The 25,587-nt window shown below is 63.1% G+C and carries 24 protein-coding genes; 17 read left to right on the top strand and 7 right to left on the bottom strand.

The annotated features are described in order from the left end of the window. Positions 1 to 2 precede the first annotated feature (2 nt). Positions 3 to 971: a transcriptional regulator GcvA gene (locus tag NE850_RS30335; RefSeq protein ID WP_007179510.1), complete on the bottom strand. Its 969-nt coding sequence runs from the start codon at positions 969 to 971 to the stop codon at positions 3 to 5. A gap of 98 nt (positions 972 to 1,069) precedes the next feature. Here NE850_RS30335 and NE850_RS30330 point away from each other — a divergent pair, with 98 nt between their 5' ends. The 3 genes from NE850_RS30330 to lipA all read left to right on the top strand — a co-directional run bounded on the left by NE850_RS30330 (position 1,070) and on the right by lipA (position 3,354). Continuing rightward, a complete protein-coding gene (locus NE850_RS30330) occupies positions 1,070 to 1,396 on the top strand; it encodes a DUF2917 domain-containing protein (protein ID WP_007179509.1) in 327 nt (108 codons plus the stop codon). Between the two features lie 214 nt (positions 1,397 to 1,610). Continuing rightward, positions 1,611 to 2,336 carry a lipoyl(octanoyl) transferase LipB gene (gene lipB / locus NE850_RS30325; RefSeq protein WP_310699795.1) on the top strand — a complete coding sequence of 242 codons (726 nt, stop codon included), beginning with the start codon at positions 1,611 to 1,613 and terminating at the stop codon, positions 2,334 to 2,336. 13 nt (positions 2,337 to 2,349) lie between these two features. Continuing rightward, on the top strand, positions 2,350 to 3,354 hold the full coding sequence (gene lipA, locus NE850_RS30320; protein ID WP_310699794.1) for a lipoyl synthase: 1,005 nt from the start codon (positions 2,350 to 2,352) through the stop codon (positions 3,352 to 3,354). Positions 3,355 to 3,476: 122 nt separating this feature from the next. On the opposite strand, the gene NE850_RS30315 is transcribed toward lipA, so the two are convergent. After that, complete coding sequence (locus tag NE850_RS30315; RefSeq protein ID WP_310699793.1) at positions 3,477 to 3,611, bottom strand: hypothetical protein; 135 nt, start codon at positions 3,609 to 3,611, stop codon at positions 3,477 to 3,479. Between the two features lie 560 nt (positions 3,612 to 4,171). On the opposite strand from NE850_RS30315, the gene tauA reads away from it, so the two are divergent. Genes tauA through NE850_RS30300 form a run of 3 tightly spaced genes read left to right on the top strand, consistent with a single transcriptional unit; the run spans position 4,172 to position 6,899 of the window. Beyond that, positions 4,172 to 5,194, top strand: a complete 1,023-nt coding sequence (gene tauA / locus NE850_RS30310) for a taurine ABC transporter substrate-binding protein (protein WP_007179504.1) — start codon at positions 4,172 to 4,174, stop codon at positions 5,192 to 5,194. A gap of 41 nt (positions 5,195 to 5,235) precedes the next feature. Further along, positions 5,236 to 6,033 carry a taurine ABC transporter ATP-binding protein gene (locus tag NE850_RS30305; protein WP_007179503.1) on the top strand — a complete coding sequence of 266 codons (798 nt, stop codon included), beginning with the start codon at positions 5,236 to 5,238 and terminating at the stop codon, positions 6,031 to 6,033. Further along, on the top strand, positions 6,030 to 6,899 hold the full coding sequence (locus tag NE850_RS30300) for an ABC transporter permease subunit (RefSeq protein WP_165184357.1): 870 nt from the start codon (positions 6,030 to 6,032) through the stop codon (positions 6,897 to 6,899). The genes NE850_RS30305 and NE850_RS30300 overlap by 4 nt, the downstream gene beginning before the upstream one ends. A 61-nt stretch (positions 6,900 to 6,960) precedes the next feature. Here NE850_RS30300 and NE850_RS30295 read toward each other — a convergent pair whose 3' ends face one another. After that, complete coding sequence (locus NE850_RS30295) at positions 6,961 to 7,644, bottom strand: HAD family phosphatase (protein ID WP_007179501.1); 684 nt, start codon at positions 7,642 to 7,644, stop codon at positions 6,961 to 6,963. Positions 7,645 to 7,863: 219 nt separating this feature from the next. On the opposite strand from NE850_RS30295, the gene NE850_RS30290 reads away from it, so the two are divergent. Continuing rightward, on the top strand, positions 7,864 to 9,531 hold the full coding sequence (locus NE850_RS30290; protein WP_007179500.1) for a Na/Pi cotransporter family protein: 1,668 nt from the start codon (positions 7,864 to 7,866) through the stop codon (positions 9,529 to 9,531). A 41-nt stretch (positions 9,532 to 9,572) separates the two neighbouring features. Here the strand turns inward: NE850_RS30290 and NE850_RS30285 are convergent, their stop codons facing one another. Further along, positions 9,573 to 10,343 (bottom strand): DeoR/GlpR family DNA-binding transcription regulator, encoded by a 771-nt coding sequence (locus tag NE850_RS30285; RefSeq protein ID WP_007179499.1) that lies wholly within the window; start codon positions 10,341 to 10,343, stop codon positions 9,573 to 9,575. A gap of 565 nt (positions 10,344 to 10,908) precedes the next feature. Here NE850_RS30285 and ugpQ point away from each other — a divergent pair. The 8 genes from ugpQ (at position 10,909) to NE850_RS30245 (ending at position 21,030) form a co-directional block, all read left to right on the top strand. Then, on the top strand, positions 10,909 to 11,694 hold the full coding sequence (gene ugpQ / locus NE850_RS30280) for a glycerophosphodiester phosphodiesterase (RefSeq protein WP_007179498.1): 786 nt from the start codon (positions 10,909 to 10,911) through the stop codon (positions 11,692 to 11,694). A 104-nt stretch (positions 11,695 to 11,798) separates the two neighbouring features. After that, positions 11,799 to 12,914, top strand: a complete 1,116-nt coding sequence (locus NE850_RS30275) for an ABC transporter substrate-binding protein (protein WP_007179497.1) — start codon at positions 11,799 to 11,801, stop codon at positions 12,912 to 12,914. A 147-nt stretch (positions 12,915 to 13,061) separates the two neighbouring features. After that, positions 13,062 to 14,000, top strand: a complete 939-nt coding sequence (locus NE850_RS30270; RefSeq protein ID WP_007179496.1) for an ABC transporter permease subunit — start codon at positions 13,062 to 13,064, stop codon at positions 13,998 to 14,000. Continuing rightward, a complete protein-coding gene (locus NE850_RS30265; protein WP_310699792.1) occupies positions 13,997 to 14,788 on the top strand; it encodes an ABC transporter permease in 792 nt (263 codons plus the stop codon). The genes NE850_RS30270 and NE850_RS30265 overlap by 4 nt, the downstream gene beginning before the upstream one ends. Positions 14,789 to 14,847: 59 nt before the next feature. Further along, the gene (locus NE850_RS30260) at positions 14,848 to 15,918 is read left to right on the top strand and encodes an ABC transporter ATP-binding protein (protein ID WP_007179494.1); all 1,071 of its coding nucleotides are present in this window, start codon (positions 14,848 to 14,850) and stop codon (positions 15,916 to 15,918) included. A gap of 405 nt (positions 15,919 to 16,323) precedes the next feature. Then, a complete protein-coding gene (locus tag NE850_RS30255) occupies positions 16,324 to 17,604 on the top strand; it encodes a dicarboxylate/amino acid:cation symporter (protein WP_007179493.1) in 1,281 nt (426 codons plus the stop codon). A gap of 55 nt (positions 17,605 to 17,659) precedes the next feature. Then, a complete protein-coding gene (locus NE850_RS30250; protein WP_007179492.1) occupies positions 17,660 to 19,660 on the top strand; it encodes an ATP-binding protein in 2,001 nt (666 codons plus the stop codon). 17 nt (positions 19,661 to 19,677) lie between these two features. Next, a complete protein-coding gene (locus NE850_RS30245; RefSeq protein ID WP_007179491.1) occupies positions 19,678 to 21,030 on the top strand; it encodes a sigma-54 dependent transcriptional regulator in 1,353 nt (450 codons plus the stop codon). Between the two features lie 86 nt (positions 21,031 to 21,116). Here NE850_RS30245 and NE850_RS30240 read toward each other — a convergent pair whose 3' ends face one another. Beyond that, positions 21,117 to 21,647 (bottom strand): TlpA disulfide reductase family protein, encoded by a 531-nt coding sequence (locus NE850_RS30240; protein ID WP_007179490.1) that lies wholly within the window; start codon positions 21,645 to 21,647, stop codon positions 21,117 to 21,119. A 172-nt stretch (positions 21,648 to 21,819) separates the two neighbouring features. Between NE850_RS30240 and NE850_RS30235 the strand changes: the two genes are divergently transcribed. Continuing rightward, positions 21,820 to 22,494: a hypothetical protein gene (locus tag NE850_RS30235; RefSeq protein ID WP_007179489.1), complete on the top strand. Its 675-nt coding sequence runs from the start codon at positions 21,820 to 21,822 to the stop codon at positions 22,492 to 22,494. A 343-nt stretch (positions 22,495 to 22,837) separates the two neighbouring features. Here the strand turns inward: NE850_RS30235 and NE850_RS30230 are convergent, their stop codons facing one another. Next, on the bottom strand, positions 22,838 to 24,427 hold the full coding sequence (locus NE850_RS30230; protein WP_310699791.1) for a YifB family Mg chelatase-like AAA ATPase: 1,590 nt from the start codon (positions 24,425 to 24,427) through the stop codon (positions 22,838 to 22,840). Positions 24,428 to 24,548: 121 nt separating this feature from the next. Beyond that, entirely contained in the window at positions 24,549 to 24,803 is a 255-nt protein-coding gene (locus NE850_RS30225) for an accessory factor UbiK family protein (protein ID WP_007179477.1), read from the bottom strand. A 409-nt stretch (positions 24,804 to 25,212) separates the two neighbouring features. On the opposite strand from NE850_RS30225, the gene NE850_RS30220 reads away from it, so the two are divergent. Beyond that, positions 25,213 to 25,551: a P-II family nitrogen regulator gene (locus NE850_RS30220; RefSeq protein ID WP_006048089.1), complete on the top strand. Its 339-nt coding sequence runs from the start codon at positions 25,213 to 25,215 to the stop codon at positions 25,549 to 25,551. Positions 25,552 to 25,587: the final 36 nt, after the last annotated feature.

The raw sequence follows: 25,587 nt of genomic DNA, 5'->3' as shown, positions 1-25,587 counted from the left end.
TTTCACGGCGTGGCGCGCAATGCGTCCGCCGCCATATCGGCGCTTGCGGCTGGCCCCACCTCGCAAGCCCGGTCGAAAAGCTGCCTGAAGCGTCCCACCTCCTCGAACACCCAGTCGCGGAATGCCCTGACACGGGCGGTTTCGAGCATCTGCGGCGGACAGATGAAGTAGTACTGCCACGGGCTCGGCCCATCCACGTCGAACAAGCGCACGAGGCGGCCTGCCGCGATTTCGTGCATGGCCAGCGAGCGGCGCGTGAGCGCGACGCCCTGGCCGTCGATGGCCGCCTGCAGCAGATTCGACGAATCCTGGTAGAGCACGCCGCGCTTCGGTTCGGGCCAGTCGGTGAGGCCTGCGGCGTCGAACCAGGGGCGCCAGAGTTCGTCGTCGGAACGCAATAGCGGAACCTTGGCCAGATCAGCGGGCGTTTTCGGCAGCTTGCCGCCATTGAAGTCCGGCGCGCAGGCGGGAAAGAAGATCTCCTCCAGCAACAACTCCGAATGTAGCCCCGAATATTTGCCGAAGCCGAAACGGATCGCCACGTCGACGTCGTCGCGCGCGAAATCGGTTAGCGCGTTGGTGGACAAGAGTTCGAGATCCCACTGCGGATGCGCCTCGATAAAGCTGCCGACGCGTGGCGTCACCCAGCGCGCCGCAAACGACGACAACATGGACACCACGAGCCGCCGCTCGCGGTCGCCCGCGCGGATCTGGCGGGTGGCGTCGGCGAGCGCCATCAGCGCGGCGCGCACATGTGTGGCGTAGCGCCGGCCGGTCTCGGTGAGCCGCACGCGCTTGCCGTCGCGCGCGAACAGCGAGACGCCGAGTTCAGCCTCCAGCGCGCGGATCTGGTGGCTGACGGCGCCGTGGGTGACGAAGAGTTCGTCGGCGGCGCGCGAGAAGCTCTCGTGACGGGCGGCGGCCTCGAATGCCTTGATCGCGTTCAGCGCGGGTAGTTGCCGAAGGTCCATGACAAAATTTCTCACATAGAGATGAAAATAGATCGTTTTGCTTAAACCCTTGCTACGCCTAGGATTGTAGTCACGAAACGATTTTTGGCGAGGGCATCATGCAAGAAATTTCCTCTAGCATCGCGTTTGAAATCCGCAGCGGCGAAACGGTTCCCCTGAAGGTGGCGCGCAGCACGAGACTGGTCGTTCGCGGCGGTGCGGTATGGGTCACGCGCAGCGACGATATCGAGGACTACTGGCTGCAACCCGGTCATACGCTGCGGCTTCGGCGCGGCGAACGGCTGTGGCTGAGCGCTGAAGGCAACACGCAGGCAAGAGTGGCGTTTTCAGTGCCCACGCGTTGCGACGAGCGCGCGCTGAACTGGTTCGCCCGCATCGGCGAACGGCTGGTGGCACGTGTGCGAGGCGGTTGGCGTACCGTTTGACTGGCGCCGCCAGCGCGTTGGTTTGGCCGAATGGCGCTGCACCAAGGTCTGGCCGCGCCGCTGGCGCCACGGCGCGGCGGCGTTTGGCATTGCCGGCGCCGCCGCCGCGCCACGGCGATTTGCCCTTCCAGGCGCGGCAATGCGGCACCGACGCGATGCTTCCACGTGCCGACTCCCGGCGGGGATTCCCAGATTTCGGTAAACTGACGGGATCATGTGTGCCGCCCCGGTTTCTCCGACCCTCTTACCCGCTACGGCGTCGCTCACGCTGCGCTGGCGCGGCACCGAACCCTACGAAGCCAGTTTCGAAGCCATGCGCGCGTTCACCGACGCGCGCACCGTCGACACCCCCGACGAAATCTGGTTGGTCGAACATCCCCCCGTTTTCACGCTGGGCCAGGCGGGCAATCCCGCCCACCTGCTGGCCGCTGACAGCGGTATTCCTCTGGTCAAAGTCGACCGGGGCGGGCAGATCACGTATCACGGCCCCGGCCAGGTGGTTGCCTACCTGCTGCTCGATTTGCGCCGTCGCAAATTGATGGTGCGGGAACTGGTCACGCGGATCGAGCAAGCCGTGATCGACACGCTTGCGGCGTATAATCTCGCCGGAGAACGAAAGGCGGGTGCCCCCGGTATCTATGTGGCGCCCGGGCTGGCCGCCGGGTCGCACGCAGGCGCCAAGATCGCGGCGCTGGGTTTGAAAATCCGCAACGGCTGCAGCTATCACGGCGTGAGTCTGAACGTGAACATGGATTTGCGACCGTTTCTCGCCATCAATCCATGCGGCTACGCGGGGCTCGAAACAGTCGATATGGCAACGCTCGGCGTAACCGCCGGCTGGGACGACGTGGCCCGTACCTTTGCATCATGTCTCACCGCAAACCTCGACGGCAGTCCCGCGGCCGTCGCCCAACCACAGGCCGGTGCACTTACCGCCTGACTGGACCGAACGAATGACTGACGTTACCGCGAACCTCGCAGCTTCTCCCTCCCCTGATGCCGTGCCGGCTCCCGCTGCCTACGACGCCACCGCGAAGCAGAAGGCGCAAGCCAAGACCGCCCGTATTCCCATCAAGGTCATCCCGATCGAAAAGCTGAAGAAGCCGGACTGGATTCGCGTGAAAGCGGCCACCGGCAACTCGCGCTTCTACGAAATCAAGCAGATTCTGCGCGAGCACAATCTTCATACGGTATGTGAAGAGGCGAGTTGCCCGAACATTGGCGAATGCTTCGGCAAGGGCACCGCAACCTTCATGATCATGGGGGACAAGTGCACGCGCCGCTGCCCGTTCTGCGATGTCGGCCACGGTCGCCCGGATCCGCTCGACGCCGACGAACCGGGCAATCTCGCGCGCACAATCGCCGCGCTGAAGCTGAAGTACGTGGTGATCACCAGCGTTGACCGCGACGATCTGCGTGACGGCGGCGCGGCCCACTTCGTGGAATGTATCCGTCAGACGCGCGAGCTTTCACCGGAGACGCGCATCGAAATTCTGACGCCGGACTTCCGCGGCCGTCTGGATCGCGCGCTCGGCATTCTGAATGCCGCACCGCCCGATGTGATGAACCACAACCTCGAAACGGTGCCGCGCCTCTACAAGGAAGCGCGTCCGGGTTCGGACTATGCGCATTCGCTGAAACTGCTGAAGGACTTCAAGGCACTGCATCCTGACGTGGCCACCAAGTCCGGTCTGATGGTCGGCCTCGGCGAAACCGAAGAAGAGATTCTGCAAGTGATGCGCGATCTGCGCGAACACGACGTGGATATGCTGACGATCGGCCAGTACCTGCAGCCGTCGGAACACCATCTGCCGGTGCGCTCGTACGTGCACCCGGACACGTTCAGGATGTACGAGGAAGAAGCTTACAAGATGGGTTTCACGCACGCAGCCGTGGGCGCGATGGTTCGTTCGAGCTACCACGCCGACTTGCAGGCGCATGGAGCCGGCGTGGTCTGAGTATCTTCGCTAGCTAGCTGTCTGTCAGATTGGGAAAAGCCTGCATGTGTTGCAGGCTTTTCTCTTTTGGGCGGTCAAACATTGAGTGTTGGAATCACACGCGGTTGATCCGCACCTGCGAGTCACCGGTAATACCGTGCGAGCAGCATGCAGATCGAGGCCATCGTTCCGCCGATGATGGAAAAAGGAATGGCGAGTTCGATGATGCGATAACGCAGCTCACGATTCTCCATGATGTGGTCGATCAGATTGGGCATTTGAGTTCTCCCTGTTAGACGGGCTTAAAAGTATAGCTCAGACATTTTTAAATTAGTTAGGTTAACGAATAATGAGATAGAGCGAAAGTGGCACCTATCGTTGCGGTCATGATCACTGATGTCCACATCAATCTCCGCTCCGTCCTCGACCGTGCGTATCGCAATCCCCTTCGACGACTGCCTGTAAAAGCGCGAAAAGCTCAACAGGGGAAGCAGCGCAAAAGGCGCACACACCGGCACGCCGACGTTGAAAAACAACCAGCTAAGCCGGCTAAAAAATTCGATCATAGGAATGCGAAGTTTTGCAACGCAAAGATGATCCTGCCTCGGTCGGCTAGAGTCAATTTGCCGAATGGCCAGCTTGCGCACGGGCGCCGCGAGCCGCATCATTCGCTGGAACCGTTCGACTGCCCGCAGCAACAGTCGCCGCTAACCAACCCAGCGTGAAAAGCAATGCTAAAACAGCGTGATTAGCAATCGCGGATTAATTAGAACCGGCCGCGAACAAACTGCCTATAGTCGAAAGCCTCCCGAACCTTACCTACTCAAGAGGCTTTCCGATGAACCGCTTCCGCCGTTCGCTTGCCGCGTTTGCTACGCTGCTCGCACTGTCCGCGCCGTTTGCTTCCGCGGCGCGCGCCGACACCAAAGAAGTCGTGATCGCGTATCAGGACATGGTGGTGCCGTGGCGCTACGCACAGGCCACCGGCGAAGTGGAGAAAGCCACCGGCTACAAGGTCACCTACCGCAAGCTCGGCAGCGGTGCCGACGTGATCCGCGCGCTCGCCTCCGGCTCGGTGCAACTCGGCGAAGCCGGCTCGAGCCCGATCGCGGCAGGACTGTCGCAGGGCGTCGATATTTCGCTGTTCTGGATTCTCGATAATATCAACGACGCCGAAGCGCTGGTCGCTCGCGACGGCTCCAATGTCACGAGCGTCGCCGGTCTCAAAGGCAAGAAGATCGGCGTGCCGTTCGTGTCCACCTCGCACTTTCATACGCTGGTCGCGTTGCAGAGCGCCGGTGTGAATCCGTCCGACGTCAAGATCGTCAACCTGCGCCCGCCTGAAATCGCGGCGGCGTGGGAGCGCGGCGATATCGACGCAACGTACATCTGGGATCCCGTGCTGGCCAAGGTCAAGAAGAACGGCAAGGTGCTCATCACGTCAGGGCAGGTCGCGCAGCAGACCGGCAAGGCGACCTTCGACGGATTCGTGGTTGATCGCAAGTTCGCGAGTCAGAACCCCGAGTTCGTCGCGCGTTTCGTGAAGGTGCTCGCCGCGACCGACGCGAATTATCGCGACCACACCTCCGCATGGACGGCCACGTCGCCGCAGGTCGAGGCGGTCGCCAAAGAGTCCGGCGCCAACGCGCAGGAAGTGCCGGCGAGCCTCGCGTTGTATGCGTTCCCGACGCTGGCCCAGCAGGCTTCGAACGCATGGCTTGGCGGCGGCGCGCAATCGGGCGCGGCGAAGTCGCTGGCTGCCACCGCGGCGTTTCTGAAGACGCAAGGCACGATCCAGAATGTGCTGGCCGATTACTCGACCGGCGTCGATCCGCAGTTCGTACAACGCGCGGCGCACTGAGCGTCGCGCGCTGTCTCCAGTCAGCATCACGAGGTCCGGCGATGAGCGGTCTTGAAATACGGCAATTGCAAGTCGCCTATGAAGGCACGCGCGGCGCGGCGCCGCATGTCGCGCTGGCCGATGTCGATCTGCGCATCGAGCCCGGCGAGTTTGTGGTTGCGCTGGGTGCGTCGGGTTGCGGCAAGACGACCTTGCTCAACTGCATCGCGGGCTTCATCCAGCCGACTGAAGGCGAGGTGCGGCTGAACGGCGAGCCTGTTCTCGGGCCGGGCGCGGACCGCGGTGTGGTGTTCCAGAAATATGCGTTGATGCCGTGGCTCGACGTGCTCGACAACGTCGCGCTCGGCTTGCGTTTTCAGCGCGTATCCAGGGCGGAGCGCGAGCGCATTGCGCTCGAGATGCTGAAGCTCGTCGGACTCGAGAGGCATGCGCGCTCGCGGGTCTATGCGCTGTCGGGCGGCATGCAGCAGCGCGTGGGGATCGCCCGCGCGCTGGCAAGCGATCCGCAAGTGCTGCTGATGGACGAACCGATGGGCGCGCTCGATGCCATGACACGCGAGTCGATGCAGGAACTCGTACTCGACGTCTGGGGGCGCACGCGCAAGACGGTGTTCTTCATTACGCACAGCGTCGAAGAGGCACTCTTTCTCGCGACGCGCCTCGTCGTCATGACGCCGGGTCCGGGCCGCATCGCCGATAGCTACGACTTGCCGTTCGCGCAGCGTTTTCTGCAGACGCGCGATGCGCGCGCGGTCAAGTCGTCGGCGGATTTCATCGAATGGCGCGAGCGGCTGGTGCGCCGCCTGCATGAGCGCAATCAGGAAGAGGTGGTGTCGTGACGGCTTCGCGTGAATCATTAGGCAATGTGGCGCTCGCCGAGAGGGGCAAGCGGCCACCGCGGACCGTGCGCCCCGTACGCGGCTGGCGTTTGCCCGGCGAAGGGCCGACCGCGGCACTCAGTGCGGTCTCGGTCACGACGCTCGCGGCGTTGTGGTGGCTTGCCACTCATCTGCGCTGGTTGCCGCCGCTATTTCTGCCGACGCCCGAAGCCGTATGGGCCGCGTTCATCGATGCGTGGCATGGCCGCATTCAAGGTGGCTTGCCGCTCTCCGAGCATCTCGCCTGGAGTGCGTTGCGTGTGTTCGGTGCGTTTGCGCTCGCTGCGGTCACGGCCGTGCCGGTCGGTATCCTGATGGGAGTGAGCCGGGTCGCGCGCGGCCTGCTCGATCCGCCTTTGGAGTTCTACCGGCCACTGCCGCCGCTCGCTTATCTGCCGCTGGTGGTGATCTGGTTCGGCATCGACGAAACGGCGAAGATCGTCGTGATCTATCTCGCCTGCTTTGCGCCGATTGCGATGGCCGCGCGTGCCGGCGTGCGCAGCGCGACCATCGAGCAGATTCATGCGGCGTATTCACTGGGCGGCAGTTTCTCGCAGATCGTGCGGCATGTGGTCTTGCCGGCGGCGTTGCCGGAGATTCTGACCGGCCTGCGTATCGCTATCGGTTTCGGCTGGACCACGCTGGTTGCCGCCGAAATGGTCGCGGCCACCGCGGGGCTGGGTCAGATGGTGCTGAACGCCTCGAGTTTTCTGCGCACCGACGTGGTGGTGATGGGCATCGTGCTGATCGGGCTGATCGCGTGGTTCTTCGATCTGGGCATGCGTGCGCTGGAGCGGCGGCTCGTGCCGTGGAAGGGGCGGGTGTAGCGCGGCGGCTGCCGCTCAGCTTCAGGCTCAAACGCAAGCCCGAGCCCGAGCCCAAGCAAGCTTAGGCAAACAGCTCGATCACCGGCCAGCCGCGTTCCGTGGCGACGGCGCGTAAGCGCGGATCGGGATTGGTCGCGACCGGATGGGTGACGCGCTCCAGCAAGGGGACGTCGTTGATCGAATCGCTATAGAACCAGCTCTCGTGGAAATCCTGCAGCCGATGCCCGAGCGAAGCCAGCCAACTCTCGGTGCGCGCGATCTTGCCTTCGCGGAAGGTGGGGGTGCCGACAGCAGTTCCAGTGAAGCGCGCCGATGGATCGCCGCCTTCGGTGCCGAGCTCGATTCCCAGCAGATGCTCGAAACCGAGCGCCTTGCCGATCGGCTCCGTGATGAACACGTTGGTGGCGGTGACGATGCAGCAAAGATCGTCTGCGTCCAGATGGCGTTGCACGAGTTCACGCGCGGCGGGCAGGATGGCCGGTGCAATCACCTGCTGCATGAACTGCGCGTGCCACGCGTCGAGTTGCTCGCGCGAGTGGCGGGCGAGCGGTGCCAGCGTGTAGTTCAGATAGGCAGCCATATCGAGCGTGCCGGCCACATACTGCCGGTAGTAATCGTCGATTTCCTGCGCGTGCCGCACGGCGCCTTCCACACCCAGTCCAGCAATGAAGTGGGCCCACGCCTGATCGCTGTCGAGCGGCAGCAACGTGTGATCCAGGTCGAACAGCGCAAGGTTGCGGCTCATCCAGAGTCCTCGTGTTTAAGTGGTCGTGTGGTCGAACTCCATGCATGACTGACCATGAGCCGGCACACAGCAATCCACAGCTTTGCACGAGCGTATATTTAAACGCACAAAATTACAATATGGCAAAAATGTGCAACACTACTGTCATATACGCCCCGGTGCCGGTTCGCGCGGCACGCGGTTCGGGTCATGGCAGCAGGAACGGATGCGCAGTGCCTTATGTTGATTCTCCTAAACCTTCTGGCTGGTGTAGCGCTCCTCGTGTGGGGTTCACACATTGTGCGCACCGGCATCCTGCGGGTTCTCGGCGCCGATCTGCGCAGCGTGCTGGGGCGCAGCACCAGTAGCCGCTGGCGGGCGTTCCTCTCGGGCGTCGGCGTCACGAGTCTCGTACAGAGCAGCAATGCCACCGCGGTAATCGTCACGTCGTTCGCGGCGCAAGGACTTTTACCGCTCACCAGCGGTCTCGCGATCATGCTCGGCGCAGACGTCGGCACCGCATTGATGGCGCGGGTTCTCACACTCGATCTATCCTGGTTGTCGCCGATCCTGATTCTGCTCGGCGTGCCGCTCTTTCTGTCGCGCAAGCAGACCCGTCTCGGCCAGGCCGGCCGCACGCTGATCGGCCTCGGGCTGATCCTGCTGGCGCTGCGTCTGATCGTCGAAGCCGCCCAGCCCATGATGCAAGGCGCCGGCGTGCGCGTAATGTTCGGTGCACTGACCGGCGACACCATGCTCGACGCGCTGGTCGGCGCCGCGTTTGCCATGCTGTCCTATTCGAGCCTTGCCGCCGTGCTGCTGACCGCGACGCTTGCCTCATCCGGTGTGATTTCTTTGAAGGTGGCGCTGTGCCTCGTGATCGGCGCGAATCTCGGCAGCGGCCTGCTCGCGCTCCTCGGCACCGTCGCACAGAACGCGGCGGCGCGGCGGCTCGCGTTGGGCAGTTTTGCGTTCAAACTGGCCGGCGCATTGCTGATCCTCCCGTTCGCCTCGCTGCTCGCGCGCGGATTGCCGGTGTTGATCGCGAATCCGCGTGAAGCAACCGTCGGATTTCACCTGATCTATAACGCGCTGCGTTGCTGCGCGTGCCTGTCGCTGATCGATCCGGTGGCGCGCATCTGTGTGCGTGCCTTGCCCGACCGGCCGGTGCCGAACGGCGAGCTACGGCCGCTCCACCTGGATACCGCCGCGCTGTCCACGCCTACGCTCGCGCTCGCGCACGCCGCGCGCGAGGTGCTGCGGATCGGCGACATCGTGCGCACCATGCTCGACAATGTCGCGGACCTGATCCATCACAACAATCTGGACAAGGCGCGAGAAACGGTCCGCATGGACGACGACGTCGACGAGCTTTACGCCGCGGTCAAAACCTATCTGACGCTGATCTCGCGCGAGCAGCTCGACGAAGCCGATAGCCGCCGCTGGACCGACATCATTTCGTTGACGATCAACCTGGAGCATGCGGGCGACATCATCGAGCGGATCGTGGGCGACATCGAGGAAAAGAAGATCGCTCACCGGCTGTCGTTTTCGGAGGAAGGGCTGGGTGAACTGGACGACTTGCAGGCACGCCTCGTCAGCAACCTGCAGCTCGGCCTGTCGGTGTTTCTGAACAACGACTTGCGGTGTGCCGAGCGGCTGCTGGCGGAGAAGGAGCGCTTTCGCGATCTGGAGCGCGCCTATTCATACCGCCATCTGGACCGGCTCGCCGGGCAAACCTTGCGAAGCATCGAGACCAGCGCACTGCATCTCGATCTGATCAGCGACATGAAGCGGCTCAACTCACTATTCTGCTCGACCGCCTATCCGGTGCTCGACGCAGCCGGCGCGTTGCACGACACGCGCCTGCGCAAGCGCGTGCTCGATACCATGCACGTGAAGGAATAGATCTCACGCCTCGCATCGAGGCCCGAGTACAGGCCCGAGCCCTAAGCGAGAACGATCTCTTCGAGCTTCTTTTTCAGTGACGCAAAATCGGCGGCTTCGGCCGCCTTTTTGTTGGTGACGAGCACGTCGATCCGATCGACCGGGCAGTAGGAGATACGGCTGCGCTGGCCGATCTTGCTGTAATCGGCGAGGATCACCACGCGGTCAGCGTTGGCGACCATGGCGCGCGCCACTTCGGTTTCGGCATGGTCGTAGTTGGTCGCGCCATGCCGGTGATCGACACCGACAGGCGACAGCAGCGCGAGGTCTGCGCGATAGCGCTGGATGTCGAGCACGGTGGTGGCGCCGGTGGTCGCCATGGCGCGGTCGCTGATCGAGCCGCCGAGCAGGATGACTTCGTTGGCGGCTTCGGTTTGATCGACCGCGCCGCGCATCTTCAGCGCGACGTCGATCGAATTGGTGACGACGGTGAGGTTCGCGAGTTTCGCCAGTTCTTCGGCCAGCGCGGCGGTGGTGGTGCCGGCGTCGATGAAAAGTGTCTGGCCGCTCGCGATCAACCCTGTAGCCGCTTTGGCGATGGCGGTTTTGGATTTGACGCGCATGTGCACGCGCTCGGCGATCGGCGCTTCGTCGGCGGGCTTGATCGCGCCGCCGTGCACGCGGCGCAGTTCACCGAGCGCTTCGAGGTCGAGCAGATCGCGCCGCACGGTTTCGCGCGACACCCCGAGGTCCGCCATGATCCGTTCCGTGGACACGCGTTGAAGCGTGGACAGTAACGCTCGAATTCTCTGATGACGGTCTTCCTGCCACATGCATGTTTCCTTGGATGCGTACGCGTTTATTTAGCTTGTTGTTAACTGCGACATCGTGGTCACGAATGTGTGTCCGGACGATGTCAAGCGTACTACTTTAGTCGAATTGTGTTGTATTTTTTTGGCAGCTTGCAAGTTTGTGTATTTAACTTTAGCCTTCGCAGATCGAAGCGCCACGCCTGTTTCGAACATCAAATGTTCGAAAAGGAATTGAAATGTCCGATTTCGAGCATTTTGCGGCGTTTTTTGGCAATCTGACCAGACGGTGTCGTCGCCATAATGGATCCTGGGGTCCGCTATTTGCGTGATGCCCGCGTGGTGTCGCGCTGCTCGATGACGGCACGCTTCGTCATCCTGACAATGGTGTTGCGATGTCGGGCGCGGCGGAAACACGAAGCGTATGTCCGGCTATCGCAGCGCGTACCTTAGCGCGATACTACGCGCCGGGCTCGCGCGTGAAGGGACAACCTGAGGCATGCGTGCTTCATTGACGGCCAGGGCAGCAGTAGCGGCAGGGAACGTGTCGAGAGCATAGTCAACCGCTCTATCTGAAAGGTAACGAGACGTGGGAAACGGGATTAATCGCGCTTCATCCGCAGACTGGCCTTATCCGCGACTGGCCGCGCATCGCTGCGGCGGCTCGCTGGCGCCGGAGAACACGCTCGCCGGTTTCGACGCCTGCGTGCGCTACGGCTACCGTATGGTCGAGTTCGACGCGAAGCTTTCCGCCGACAACCAACTCTTTCTGCTGCACGACGACACCCTTGAGCGCACCACTAACGGCCACGGCGCCGCCGCGGAACACACGTGGCAGCAACTGGCCGCGCTCGACGCCGGTGCATGGTACGGGCCGCAATTCGCCGGCACGCGTCTGCCGACGCTCGCCGAGGCGGCCGGGCGCTGCGCGCGCGACGGCATTGCCGCCAACATCGAGATCAAACCGTGTCCGGGCCGCGACGAGATCACCGGGACTCTGGTGGCAAGCGGCGCGCTGACGTTATGGCAAGGCCAGACACCGCCATTGCTGTCGTCGTTTTCGTTCGAGGCACTGGTCGCCGCGCGTGACGCGGCGCCGTCGTTGCAACGCGGCATGCTGTTCGACGAGGTGCCGGCGGACTGGCTGCGCGTCGTGCGTGAACTCGACTGCGTGTCGTTTCACGCGAACCATCGGTATCTGACCGAGCCGCTGATCGCCGAGATTCATGCCGCCGGCCTGCGCGTGCTCGCCTACACGGTCAACGACCCGGCGCGTGCGCAACTGCTCGCGCAATGGGGCGTCGACATGATTTGTACAGATCGCATCGATACACTGCGACACGACATGTTCTCCGCGCCGGCCAATCCGGCCTGAACATGGCGAGGGCGTGCCGGTGCAGGGGTGCACAGGCGCGCGTCCTGAAGCTCGAACTAGAAATTTTCCAAACGTAGCAATTTCGGCAGAGGATGGGGAAGACTATGAACCGCACCGTGTTAGCTCGCATACTTTCGATGTCGGCCGTTGCGGGTGTCACCGCCGCCGGCGTCAGCAGCAGCGCTTCGGCCGCGCCGCTCGATGCGCTGATTGCCGCCGCGAAGCAGGAAGGCCAACTTACCGTGATCGCGTTGCCGCACGACTGGTGCAACTACGGAGAACTGGTCGCGGGCTTTCAGAAGAAGTACGGCATCAAGGTCAACGAGCTGAATCCGGATGCGGGTTCGGGCGACGAAGTCGAAGCCATCAAGGCGAACAAGGGCAACAAGGGCCCGCAGGCCCCCGACGTGATCGACGTGGGCCTCTCGTTCGGTCCGTCCGCGAAGGCAGCAGGGCTGCTGCAGCCGTATAAGGTCGCCACGTGGAACTCGATTCCGAAAGAGTCGAAAGACGCCGACGGCTATTGGTATGGCGATTACTACGGCGTGCTCTCGTTTGAAGTCAACGCCGACATGATCGACAAGGCGCCGGCTGACTGGAGCGATCTGCTCAAGCCGGATTACAAGAATGCCGTCTCGCTGGCCGGCGATCCGCGCTCGGCCAATCAGGCGATCCAGGCCGTGTATGCCGCGGGCCTCTCGCAGAGCAAGGGCGATGCGAGCAAGGCCGGGCAGGCCGGGCTCACTTATTTCGCTAACCTGAACAAGAACGGCAACTTCGTGCCGGTGATCGGCAAGGCCGCATCGCTCGCGCAAGGCACCACGCCGATCGTCGTGCGCTGGGATTACAACGCGCTGGCTGACCGCGACACGCTGAAGGGCAATCCGAAGGTGCAGGTGGTGATTCCGAAGACGGGCGTGGTCGCCGGTGTGTACGTTCAGGCGATCAGCGCTTATGCGCCGCATCCGAACGCAGCCAAGCTGTGGATGGAATATCTGTACTCGGATGAAGGTCAGATCGGCTGGCTGAAGGGCTACTGTCACCCGATGCGCTATACCGAACTGGTGAACGGCAAGAAGGTGCCGCAAGCGTTGCTCGACAAGCTGCCGCCGCCTTCGTCGTACAAGAACGTCGTATTCCCGACGCTGTCGCAACAGGACGCGTACAAGGACACCATCACGAAGCATTGGGACGAAGCGGTCGGCGCGAACGTCAAGTAAGGCGTAACGCACAGGTCGCGGCGGCAGCGGAGCAGGCGCGCCGCGACACGAAAAACCGTCGCGTGAAGTTTTGCCGCACCGGCGCGCCGCTGCTCGTGACGAGCGCGGCGCGCCGGGTGCGTTTGCCAGATTGCCTAAGGGTGAGCTATGAGCGCTTCATCGGATGCCGGGACGGCGCAGCCGGAATTGCTGGTTCCGCCTGTACCCAGCCCAACGCCTCGCGTCGACGGTCCAGGGCGCGCGTCGCAGTTCCTCGCGTGGATCGGCGTGGTGCCGTTCTTTACCTTCGCGCTGCTGTTCCTGATTCTGCCGACCGGCTTCCTGATGGTCGGCGCATTCCAGGATTCGCAAGGCCACTTCACGCTCGCCAATTTCCGCGACCTGCTCCAGCCGACCGTGATGGACGCGTACTGGATCAGTTTCAAGGTGAGCGCAGCCTCCTCGCTCGGCGGTGCGGTGATCGGTTCGCTGCTCGCCTGGGCGGCGGTGCAGGGCAAACTGCCGGGCTGGATTCGTCCGACCTTGATGACGTTTTCCGGCGTCGCGTCGAACTTTGCCGGCGTGCCGCTCGCGTTCGCTTTCATCTGCACACTGGGCCGCGTCGGGCTCGTCACCGTGTTGCTGAAGAAATACCTCGGCTTCAATCTGTACTCGACGGGCTTCAGCATCCTGAGCTTTTCCGGTCTGACGCTGACCTATCTGTATTTCCAGATTCCCTTGATGGTGCTGATCGTCACACCCGCGCTCGACGGTCTGAAGCGCGAATGGCGCGAGGCCTGCGATTGCCTCGGCGGCACCGCGTATCAATACTGGCGCTACGTCGCGCTGCCGGTACTGTGGCCTAGCGTGCTCGGCGCCGCGCTACTGCTGTTCGCCAATTCGTTCGGTGCGGTCGCGACGGCTTATGCGCTGACCGGCAGTTCGCTGAACATCGTCACGATCCTGCTGTATGCGCAGATTCGCGGCGACGTGATGCACAACCAGAATCTCGGCTACGCGCTCGCGCTCGGCATGGTGCTCGTTACCGGCCTCTCGAACGGCGGCTACATCTGGCTGCGCTCGCGCGCTGAAAGGGGACGTCGATGAAAAGCCAATCGCGCGTGGGTGCGTGGACTGCGATGATCGTCGGTTCGCTGTACTTTCTGATTCCGCTGATCGCGACGTTCGAGTTCAGCCTGCGCATGAAACGCGGCGCGTACAGCTTCGAAGCGTATAGCGTCGTGCTCGGCGATCCGCGCTTTCAGGCCTCCTTCGGCTATTCGATCCTGATGGCGCTGCTGACGATCGTGGTCGGCGTGCTGCTGGTGGTGCCGACCGCTTACTGGGTGCAGTTGCGTTTGCCGAAGCTGCGGCCGGTGGTCGAGTTCATCACGCTGTTGCCGCTGGTGGTGCCGGCCATCGTGATCGTGTTTGGCTATCTGCGCATCTATAACAGCAGTTCGATTCTGCCGCTCACCGGCAACGAGCGCGCCACGGATCTATTGCTGGTGTTCGGCTACGTGACGCTCTCGCTGCCGTACATGTACCGCGCCGTCGATGCCGGCCTGCGCGCGGTCGACGTGCGTTCGCTCACCGAAGCGGCCGAATGTCTCGGCGCGAGCTGGCCGACCATTCTCTTCAAGGTGATCTTTCCGAATATCCGCTCGGGCATTCTGTCCGGCGCGTTTCTCACCTTTGCGGTGGTGATCGGCGAATTCACACTGGCGAGCCTGCTCGACCGTCCCGCGTTCGGTCCGTATCTGCAATTGATCGGCGCGAACCGCGCGTACGAACCGTCGGCGCTTGCGATCATCGCGTTCGTGATCACGTGGGCGTCGATGGGTTTGATCCAGGTATTCGGCTCGGCCCGCGCCGTGAGCGGCCAGAAAGTGTGACCAATGAGCTTGACCGACAGGTTTGATCCAATGAGTTTGACGGACTGGGGCAGCGAAACATGGCATTCCTAGAGATCGAAAATCTGCATAAGTCCTTCGGGGCGAACACCGCGCTGCATCACTTCGACATGAAGATCGAGCGCGGCGAGTTCATTACTTTCCTCGGGCCGTCCGGCTGCGGCAAGACCACGGTGCTACGCATGATCGCCGGCTTCGAAACGCCGACGCGCGGCATCATCCGGCTGGATAACAAGGACGTTACCCACCTTCGCACGCGGCAGCGCAAGGTCGGCATGGTGTTCCAGTCGTATGCGCTGTTTCCGAACATGACGGTGGCCGAGAACATCGGCTTTGGCCTGAAGATCACGCATCGGCCGCAGGCGGAGATCAACAGCCGCGTCGAGGAGATGCTGCAGCTGATCAAGCTGCCGCAACTGGGCGGGCGTTATCCGTGGCAATTGTCGGGCGGCCAGCAGCAGCGCGTGGCGCTCGCACGGGCGCTCGCCGGCAAGCCGCAGGTGTTGCTGCTCGACGAACCGCTTTCCGCGCTCGACGCCAAGATCCGCATTTCGTTGCGTCAGGACATTCGCGCGTTGCAGCGCGAACTCGGTATCACGTCGATTTTCGTCACGCACGATCAGGAAGAGGCGCTGTCGATTTCCGACCGCATCGTCGTGATGAACGAGGGCCGTGTCGAGCAGATCGGCTCGCCCTCCGAGATCTATAACTATCCGCGCACCCGGTTCGTCGCGTCGTTCGTCGGCACGCTGAATATTCTGGCCGGGCATGTGGTCGATCCGGCAACCGGCAGGATGGTGGTGGACGGTCAGGAGTTGACCACCACGCAGGAGTTGCCGTCGAACGATGCGGGCAAGAAACGCCTGCTCGCGCTGCGGCCCGAAGCGATCGTGCTGGAGCCGGCCGCGCCCGGTCGCAACACGCTGAACGCGACCGTTGAAGAAGTGAATTTCCTCGGCGCCGTGGTGCGCATCAGAACACGCGTGAAAGACGCGGTGATTTCGCTCGACGTGTTCAACGACCCGAACCGCGGTTTGCCCGAACGCGGGCAGCCGGTGTCGCTGGGTTTCTCGCACGAGAATCTGCTGGTGCTGGAAGAAGGCGGCGTTTAGAGGTTGCAGATCACGAGTCGCACTTGCTTCCGGGCAAAGGCACGCCGTAGAAAGCCCTACGGGTTATCCCGGGGCTGCAGTCGCAATGGATTCCGGATTCCCCGACGCCCCTTGTCTGGATTTCCGGAATCCCGGACGACATACGCCGTGAAGCGCTAGAAAGCCTATAAGAATCAACGCGCCGAGCCCGGCATCGAGCTGGCATCGACCTTGCAAAACAGATATCGCGGCCGCAACGGTCCGACAACTAAAGCAAGGAGACAACGATGTCCGATTTCCCTTCCCGGTATTTCTGAATTCGTCGTCTTGTCGCGGCCTAATGCCGTGCACAGGCGTGACGATTATTCGTTCGCATGATGCGCAGCGTGGCAGGCCATTGAGCTCATCCACATCGCAGGAAACATCGTGAAGAAACCTATCCACAAAGTGCTGTACGTCCAGGTGATCGCGGCGATCATCGTCGGTATCGCGCTCGGGCATTTCTACCCCGATCTCGCCGTCGACATGAAGCCGCTCGGCGACGGCTTCATCAAGCTGATCAAGATGGTGATCGGGCCGATCATCTTCTGTACGGTGGTGACAGGTATTGCCGGCATGGAGGACATGAAGAAAGTCGGCCGGGTGGGCGGCAAGGCGCTGCTGTATTTCGAAATCGTCTCGACCTTCGCACTGGTGCTCGGCCTGATCGCCACACACGTGCTGAAGCCGGGCGTCGGCTTCAACATCGATCCGGCCACGCTCGACGGCAAGGCCGTCGCCTCGTACGCTGCCAAAGCACACGGGCAGTCGAGCGTCGAGTTCCTGATGCACATCATTCCGGACACGCTCGTGTCGGCGTTCGCGCAGGGCGAGATCCTGCAGATCCTGCTGATCGCGCTGCTGTTCGGCGCGGTGCTCGCAACGGCCGGTGAGAAGGGCAAAGTCGTGACGAGCTTTATCGACGGGCTCTCGCATGTGCTGTTCGGCATCGTGCGCATCATCACGAAGCTGGCGCCGATCGGCGCGTTCGGCGCGATGGCCTTCACGATCGGCAAGTACGGTATCGGCTCGCTTCTGCCAATGCTCAAGCTGATCGGCACGTTCTATCTGACCTCGGTCGTGTTCGTGGTGGTCGTGCTCGGCATCATCGCGCGTGCGGTGGGCTTCAACATCCTGCGCTTTGTCGCGTACATCAAGGAAGAGATGCTGATCGTGCTCGGCACGAGCTCGTCCGAAGCGGCGCTCCCGCAACTGATGCTGAAACTCGAAAGGCTCGGCTGCTCGCGCTCGGTGGTGGGCCTCGTGGTGCCGACCGGTTATTCGTTCAATCTCGACGGCACCAACATCTACATGACGATGGCCGTGCTGTTCATCGCGCAGGCGACCAACACCGACCTGACGTGGACGCAGCAGCTCACGCTGCTGGCGGTCACCATGCTGACCTCGAAGGGCGCGAGCGGCGTGACGGGCGCGGGCTTCATCACGCTGGCTGCGACGCTTGCCGTGGTGCCGACCATTCCGCTGTCGGGCATGGTGCTGATTCTCGGTATCGACCGCTTCATGAGCGAATGCCGCGCGCTGACCAACATTGTCGGCAACGGCGTGGCGACGGTGGTGGTCTCGGCGTGGGAAAAGGAACTGGACCGCAGCAAGCTGAACGCCGCCTTGCGTGGCGACGTGGCGATCAAAGAGCCGGCCGGCGTTTAAGCCGCGCATCGGCAACCCGCTCCAGCGCAACCCTGACGGCCGCGGACACCAGCGTATGAAACCGGTGGCCGTGCGCCGAACCCCCGCGCCGTCGGCCGACGAAGCTTGCGCCGACGGCGCGTCGCCTTATGCCACAATAAACGATCCTCACCGATCGGATATTGCCAACGTGACGCGACGCCTGCTGATCCTCTTCGCGCTCGTCGCCGGGCTCGTGGCAGCGTGCGGGCTCACGTACAGCATCGCGTGGCAAAGCGGCATCGACCATTTGCGGCGCAACGCCGCGGTGCGAGTCGACCGTACGACGAGCGCGCTGAAGAGCACGCTCGAACGCTACGAATCGCTGCCTTATCTGCTGGCGGAACACCCTATCGTGCAGGACGTGCTGGTGAATCCCAGCGCAGCCAATGTGGCGCGCGCCAATCTTTATCTCGAAGACCTGAACCGTCACGCGCGCGCCACCGTCACGTACATCATTCCGCTCGACGGTTTTTGCGTTGCGGCGAGCAACTGGCGCGGGCCGGGCAGCTTCATCGGTGCCGGCTATCAATTCCGGCCGTATTTTCTCGATGCGGTCAGAGGCGGCGTGGGCCGCTTCTTCGGCATTGGTACGATTTCGCAGGCGCCGGGCTACTACATCTCGCAGCCGGTGCGGCGCGACGACAAGATTGTCGGCGTGGCGGTCGTCAAACTCGATCTCGAATGGTTTCAGGCCGCGGATGCGTCCGAGCCGCTCGTCGTGACCGACGACCACGGCGTGATTTTTCTGTCGTCGATGCCGGCGTGGAAATACCATACGATCCGGCCGCTGTCGGGGCCGGTCGCCGATTCGATCTACCAGGCGCGTCAATACGCGCAGCAGCCGATCGCGCCGCTGCCGGTGTCGATCGAGCGCACGCTCGAAGGCAACGCGCAGATCGTGCGCATCGGCGGCGGCCGCTATGCGCCGCGCTATCTCGCGTCGCGGCGCGGCATGGGCGAACCGGACTGGCATCTGATCACCATGTCGCCGGTCGATCCGGTCGACGCCGACGCGCGCAAGGCGACCATCGTCACAGGCTTCGGCTACGTATCGCTGGCGTTGCTCGCGTTCTATTGGAGAATGCGCCGTGCCCGCGTGCGCGAGGTGATGCGCAGCCGGGCGCTGCTGCAAAAAGCCTACGCGGAACTGAACCGGCGCGTTGCCGAGCGCACCGCGGATCTCTCTCAGGCGAACGAACAGTTGCAGAAGGAAGTGGCCGAACGCACGCGCGCCGAACAGGAGTTGCGCGCCGCGCATGATGAACTGATCCAGGCGAGCAAGCTCGCCGCGCTCGGTCAGATGGCCGCCGGCATCACGCATGAACTGAATCAGCCGCTCGCCGCGCTGCGTGGCTTCTCGGATAACACACGCGTGCTGCTCGAACGCGGCGACCAGGTGTCGGCGCGCGAAAATCTCGAAGCGATCGCGGCGCTCACTGAGCGCATGGGCAAGATCACCAATCAGCTGAAACTGTTCGTCGGACGCGCGCGGCCGCGCAGTGCGCGTGCGCCGATCGTGCGGGCGTTGCGCAACGTGGTGGCGCTGCTGCAAAAGCGCTTGCAGGGCGTCGAGATCGAATTCGCCTTGCTCGATGCGCAAAGCGGCAGCCGCATGCCGCTGAGTCTCGCCGACGACTATCCCGAACTGATCGCGCATTGCGACGATCTGCGACTGGAGCAGGTGCTGATCAATCTGCTCGGCAACGCGCTCGATGCGACCGCCGACATCGACTCGCCGCGCATTTCGATCGAGATCGAGGTCGCCGACGCGAACCTGTCGTTCGTCGTGAGCGACAACGGCCCCGGCATTGCCGACGATGTCCTGCCGCGCCTGTTCGAGCCGTTCTTCACCACCAAAGAAATGGGCCAGGGGCTGGGACTCGGGCTGGCGATATCGTCTTCGATCGCGCGCGATTGCGGCGGCTCGCTCGTGGCGCGCAACGCGCCGGGCGGCGGCGCATTATTCGTGTTGACGCTGCGCCGCGCGCGCATGCAGACGAGCCACACATCGGACCCGCTGACGGCGGGCTCCTGAATCACACGGAAAACGCCATGCTGAACCACGGCCTGCAAGTGCTGTATATCGAAGACGACGAACTGGTGCGGCGCGCCAGCGTGCAGAGTCTGCAACTGGCGGGCTTCGACGTGATCGGCCATGCGTCGGTGGAGTCCGCGGCGAAGACGATCGGCGCGGACTTCTCTGGCGTGATCGTCAGCGACATTCGCTTGCCGGGCGCAAGCGGCCTCGATCTGCTTGCGCAATGCCATGAGCGCGCGCCCGACGTACCGGTGATCCTTGTAACGGGCCACGGCGACATTTCAATGGCCGTTCAGGCCATGCGCGACGGCGCGTACGACTTCATCGAAAAGCCGTTCGCGTCCGAGCGGCTGATCGAAACCGTGCGGCGTGCGTTGGAGCGCCGCAAGCTGGTGTTGGAAAACCTCGCGTTGCGCCGTGAACTGGCGGAACAGAACTCGGTGGCGCCGCGGATCATCGGCAGGAGCCCGGCGATCGAACAGGTGCGGCGGCTGATCGCCAATATCGCGCCGACCGACGCCTCCGTGCTGATCAACGGCGACACCGGCGCGGGCAAGGAGCTGATCGCGCGCAGTCTGCATGAACTGTCGCCGCGGCGTGACAAGCCGTTTATCGCGGTGAACTGTGGCGCGCTGCCGGAGCCGATGTTCGAATCGGAAATGTTCGGCTACGAGCCGGGCGCTTTCACCGGCGCGGCGAAACGCCGGATCGGCAAGCTCGAGCATGCGTCGGGCGGCACGCTGTTTCTGGACGAGATCGAGAGCATGCCGCTCGCGTTGCAGGTCAAGCTGCTGCGCGTGCTGCAGGACGGCGTGCTGGAGCGGCTCGGTTCGAATCAGCCCATTCGGGTGAATTGCCGCGTGGTCGCCGCCGCCAAGGGCGATATGGCCGAGCACGTCGCGGACGGCTCGTTCCGGCGCGATCTGCTGTACCGGCTGAATGTGGTGACGATCGCGTTGCCGCCGCTGGGCGAGCGTCGCGAGGACATCGTGCCGCTTTTCGAACATTTCCTGCTGGACGCGGCGGTGCGTTATCAACGCCCGGCGCCGATCCTCACCGACCGTCAGCGTGCCGGCCTGATGCAGCGCGACTGGCCGGGCAACGTGCGGGAACTGCGCAATGCCGCCGACCGCTTCGTGCTCGGCGTCGCCGACGACCCCGTCATGTCGTTCGGCGACGACGGCGCGGCCGCACAGCCTTTGAAAGAGCGCGTCGAACAATTCGAGCGGGCGGTGATCGCCGAGGCGTTGGAGCAGACCGGCGGCGTGGTCGCCGTCGCGGCAGACAAGCTGCAACTCGGCAAGGCGACGCTCTACGAGAAGATCAAACGATATGGCCTCGCGGCCAAAGGGGAAGGGGAGCGGTGACGGTATGAAAACGCCGGCGTTGGGACGTGACGCCGGCGTATGCCTGAATCGGTTCGAAGCGGGGCGCAGGCGCGGCCGCGCACCGCTCAGACGGGTTTCAGCGCCTTTTCCAGCAGTTGGTCGAGCTCGGCGAATTGCGGCTCGCCGACATAGCGCTTGAGAATCCTGCCGTCCTTGTCTACCAGGAACGTGGTCGGCGTCAGCTGAACGTTGCCGAACTGCTTGGCGGCCGAGCCGTCGTCCATCGCCACCTTGAACGGCAACTGGCGAGTTTGCGTGTAGTTGGCCACGTACATGGGCGCGTCGTAGTTCATTGCCACTGCGACGAATTCCAGACCCTGGTCCTTGAAGCGGTTATAGGTCTGGACCATCTGCGGCATTTCCTTCATGCACGTATCGCAACTCGTCGCCCAGAAGTTGACGAGGTAGACCTTGCCTTTCAGGTCGGCGGTCGAGACTTTCTGGCCCGACAGCAACGTGAAGGTCGCATCGGGCACGCGCTGCTGGCCTGCAAACGCGAAATAACCGGCAACGGCGATCGCAATGGCCACGGCGGCAATGACGATGTAGCGAAGCGGATTTGCGCGCCGGGCAGCGGTGGACGGAGTGGAGCTCATGAACGGAACCTCGAGAGTCGCGCGGAACGCGCGGGACAGTGCGCCGGTTTGGGCTTTCGGCCCGATGCTGGACTGCGTCGTTATTGTAGCCCCATTCCGGCGGCGCGGCAGGAGGCGGCCCGGGAGCGGATAATAGGGCTTTAGGTTCTCGTCAGCCCGAACTTCTGTCCCCATGCTCCGAACTGTTTTTTGCTTTGATCGCTTTGGTTTCGTGAGTCGCTTCCTCGGCCGGATTCTGTTTCGCCATCCCGTGACAGGCCGGTTTTCTGTCCAGTTTGCGCCCGGCGCCGGTTCCCGGCGGTCGAAGGCGCGTGCAGCAGTGAGCACGCTGGCTTGCGCCCTGGCGTTGAGCGGCGCGCTGAGCGCATGCTCGCCGACCTTCGACTGGCGCACCATCATGAATAACGACAACGGCTATACCGTCGACTTGCCGGCAAAGCCGGGCAACGATCAGCGGGCCGTGCAGATAGACGGCAAGCCGATGCAGATGGCGATGCAGACGGCCGAAGCCGGCGATGCCGTGTTCGCGGTCGGCACGGTGATGCTGCCGGACGACAGCGAAGCCACGCAGCGCGCCGCACTCGACTTCCTGCGCACCGGCCTCGCCCGCAACGTAGGCGCCGCGCCCGATGCCCGCGCGGTGCAGATCCCGCTCGCCGCCGGCGGTCAGGTGCTCGGTCTGGAAATGAAGCTGAGCGGCGAGGCCGGCTCACAACACGAAGCTCGCACCGTCTACGCCCGGCTCGTGGCCCACGGACGGCACGTCTATCAGGCGGCCATCATTTCACCCAAGCCGATGCAGCAGGAACAGGTCGACCAGTTTTTTTCGTCGTTCCAACTGTATTGAGACCGGTATTTTTGGCCGATTCGGCGCGTAACGGGTCGCAGCGATGTTGTCATCCGGAGTGAAAGTTCCTTCGCAGGATCGCACGCTAATTACCGGTTTACGTTGAAGTTTTTCCGTTACTCACAAGACCTGTGGATAACTCTGTTGAGAACTTGGCCGAATCGGCTGGAGATGCCCATTCTATGGGCACTCTGTCAGATTCCGCTCACTCGGTGTGTTAGAAAAAAGCCAGTCAAATCAATGCCTTTTGGATGTGGGCCACCACGTACCTTTCAGATGTTTCAAAATCTGTCTGGAACGTAGGCATGTGCATAAGTCAAGTCTTGACAGCAGATTTTTCACCTCATAGCGAGCCAAAAGCGCGGCGATACTGGATCGCTTCGCCGATCTGCGCGGCACTCGGCATGGGCGTGCCGGCGAGGTCGGCGATAGTGCGCGCCACCTTGAGAACCCGGTAGTACGCGCGCGCCGACCAGCCGAAACGCTCTCCAGCTTCACGCAATAGCATCTCGCCCGCGGCGTCGGGGCGGCACACCTCGTCCACTTCGCGTCCCCCCAATTCACGGTTGGTCTTGCCCTGACGGCTCAATTGACGCTCGCGAGCGCGATTCACACGCACGGCAATGGCCGCGCTCGGCTCCCCAGTGGTTGTCGAACGGGCAGACAGTTCCGCGGGCGCGAGGGCGGGAATCTCGAGTTGGATGTCAATCCGGTCGAGTAGCGGCCCGGAAAGCTTGCGCAGGTAGCGCGCCGCGATCTCTGGTGTGCAGCGGCAGCGGCCTTGGGGATCACCGCGCCAGCCGCATGGACACGGGTTCATGGCGGCGATCAATTGGCACGCAGCCGGGAAATCCGCCTGCAGGGCGGCGCGTGAAATCGTGATGCGACCGGCTTCAAGCGGCTCACGCAGCGTCTCCAGCACATCCCGATCGAATTCGGGCAGCTCGTCGAGAAATAGCACGCCCAGATGCGCGAGCGTAATCTCACCGGGCTGCGGCGGATTGCGTCCGCCCACCAGCGCCGCCGCGCTGGACGAATGATGCGGAGCGCGAAACGGCCGCCGCCGCCACTGCGAGGGCGTGAAACCGGCCCGGCTGGCGGACAGCAAGGCGGCGGAGCTAAGCGCTTCGTCGTCGGTCATGGGTGGCAGGAGGCCGGGCAGGCGGGCGGCGAGCATCGATTTGCCCGCGCCGGGCGGCCCGACCAGCAATACGTGATGGCCGCCCGCCGCAGCGACTTCAAGTGCCCGCCGCGCGCCGCGCTGACCGATCACATCGCCCATATCCGGAACGGCGGCGCTTGCGCCGGCGGCGAGGTCCGGCGCGGCAACCGGATAGAGCCGCCCGTCAGGCGCATCCGCCAGGTGAGCGCACAGTGAGGGAAGATCGGCGGCGCCGTAGACGTCGACGCCGGGCACGAGCGCCGCTTCCGCCGCGCTCGCGGCGGGCAGGTAGAGCTGTGGAGCGGAGTGTGCGGCTGGCTCGCTTGCAGCGAGCTCGCCTGAAATTCCAGAAGATGCGCCGCCGTGAGCGACACCGCTGCGTGCCGTTCCGCAGGCCATGGCGAAAGCGCCGCGCATCGGCCTGAGCGCGCCGGTCAAAGACAGCTCGCCGGCGAATTCGCGATGCAGCAAGGACTCGGCGGGAATCTGGCCGCTCGCCGCGAGAATGCCCAAAGCGATCGGCAGATCGAAGCGGCCGGATTCCTTCGGCAAATCGGCGGGAGCGAGATTGACGGTAATGCGCCGGACGGGGAAGTCGAAATTGCAGTTCTGCAGCGCCGCTCGCACCCGCTCGCGGCTTTCGCGCACTTCCAGATCGGGCAGCCCGACGATCGAAAAAGAGGGTAATCCGTTCGCGAGGTGGACCTCGACGGTTACTTCGGGCGCGCGGCCAGCGGCCGGCGCGCGACTGCGCACCACGGCAAGCGACATGTTTTCTCCCGTCGGACGGCGCGCCGGGGCGCGCACAAGTCCCCTAAAACGCTGATGACGTCACGGCTCGCTTGCCTGTGATGCGCAGCACTGCGCGGCTAATACGCCGCGAGCAGAGGAATTACGGTGTTTGCGTGACCGGCAGCTTCTGTTCGAGCTCGGCGACACGGCGCTCGAGTTCCTCCAGGCGTGCGCGCGTACGCACCAGCACCTGGGTTTGCGTATCGAATTCCTCACGCGTGACCAGGTCGAGCTTTGAAAAGCCCTGCGACAGCATGGCTTTTACGTTGCGTTCGACATCTTTGGCCGGCGAGTTCCTGAACAGCTCGCTCATGCGGGCCTGAAAGTCGTTAAAAACGTCGTTCGGTTGTTTCATGGTGTTCCCTTGTTGCACAAAAAGTGTGCATGTTTCGTTACGTCTGTGCTTTGTCGCGCTGAATGAGCGCTGTTGGTGCATGCGCCGTTGTGTGACGCTGGCGCATGAGCCCCTTTGGTGCGCGCCCGCGCGTTCAAAACCTTCGAACACTCTAGCAACGATCCATACGCCGCGCCAGCGTGCCCCGCCCGCGCTGGCCTTCCGGCCAAGGTCGCTTGCGCCCCTTTTGCGACGCCTGCGGTGCGCAGTCTGACACAACTTGGCATGCGAGTTGCTGTTACTGCCCCGCGCGCACTGCCGGCAGCTTTTCCGGCAGCGGAACGAGACCACGCGAACGGGTTACGGGTACGCAAACGAGAGTTACGCAACGGGTTACGCAAACGGGTTACGCAACTAAGCGAGGGATTTCATGAAACTCATTACCGCAATCATCAAGCCGTTCAAGCTCGATGAGGCGCGCGAAGCCTTGTCGGCCATCGGCGTCTCGGGCATCACGGTGACTGAAGTCAAAGGCTTCGGTCGTCAGAAGGGCCACACGGAGCTGTACCGCGGCGCCGAATACGTCGTCGATTTCCTGCCGAAGGTGAAGATCGAGGCGGCTGTCTCGGACGACATCGTCGACCAGGCGATCGAGGCGCTCGAACGTGCGGCACGCACCGGCAAGATCGGCGACGGCAAGATCTTCGTCACGCCGATCGAGCAGGTGATTCGGATTCGCACCGGGGAGACCGGCGCGGACGCTCTGTAATACCAAAAGATAGCGACACAGATAGCGATAAGAGGA

The sequence above is a fragment of the Paraburkholderia sp. USG1 genome (genome assembly GCF_031570135.1).
Taxonomy (GTDB): domain Bacteria; phylum Pseudomonadota; class Gammaproteobacteria; order Burkholderiales; family Burkholderiaceae; genus Paraburkholderia; species Paraburkholderia dioscoreae.
Note: the sequence above shows the minus strand (reverse complement) of the source record. Positions and strands in the feature narration are given on the sequence as shown.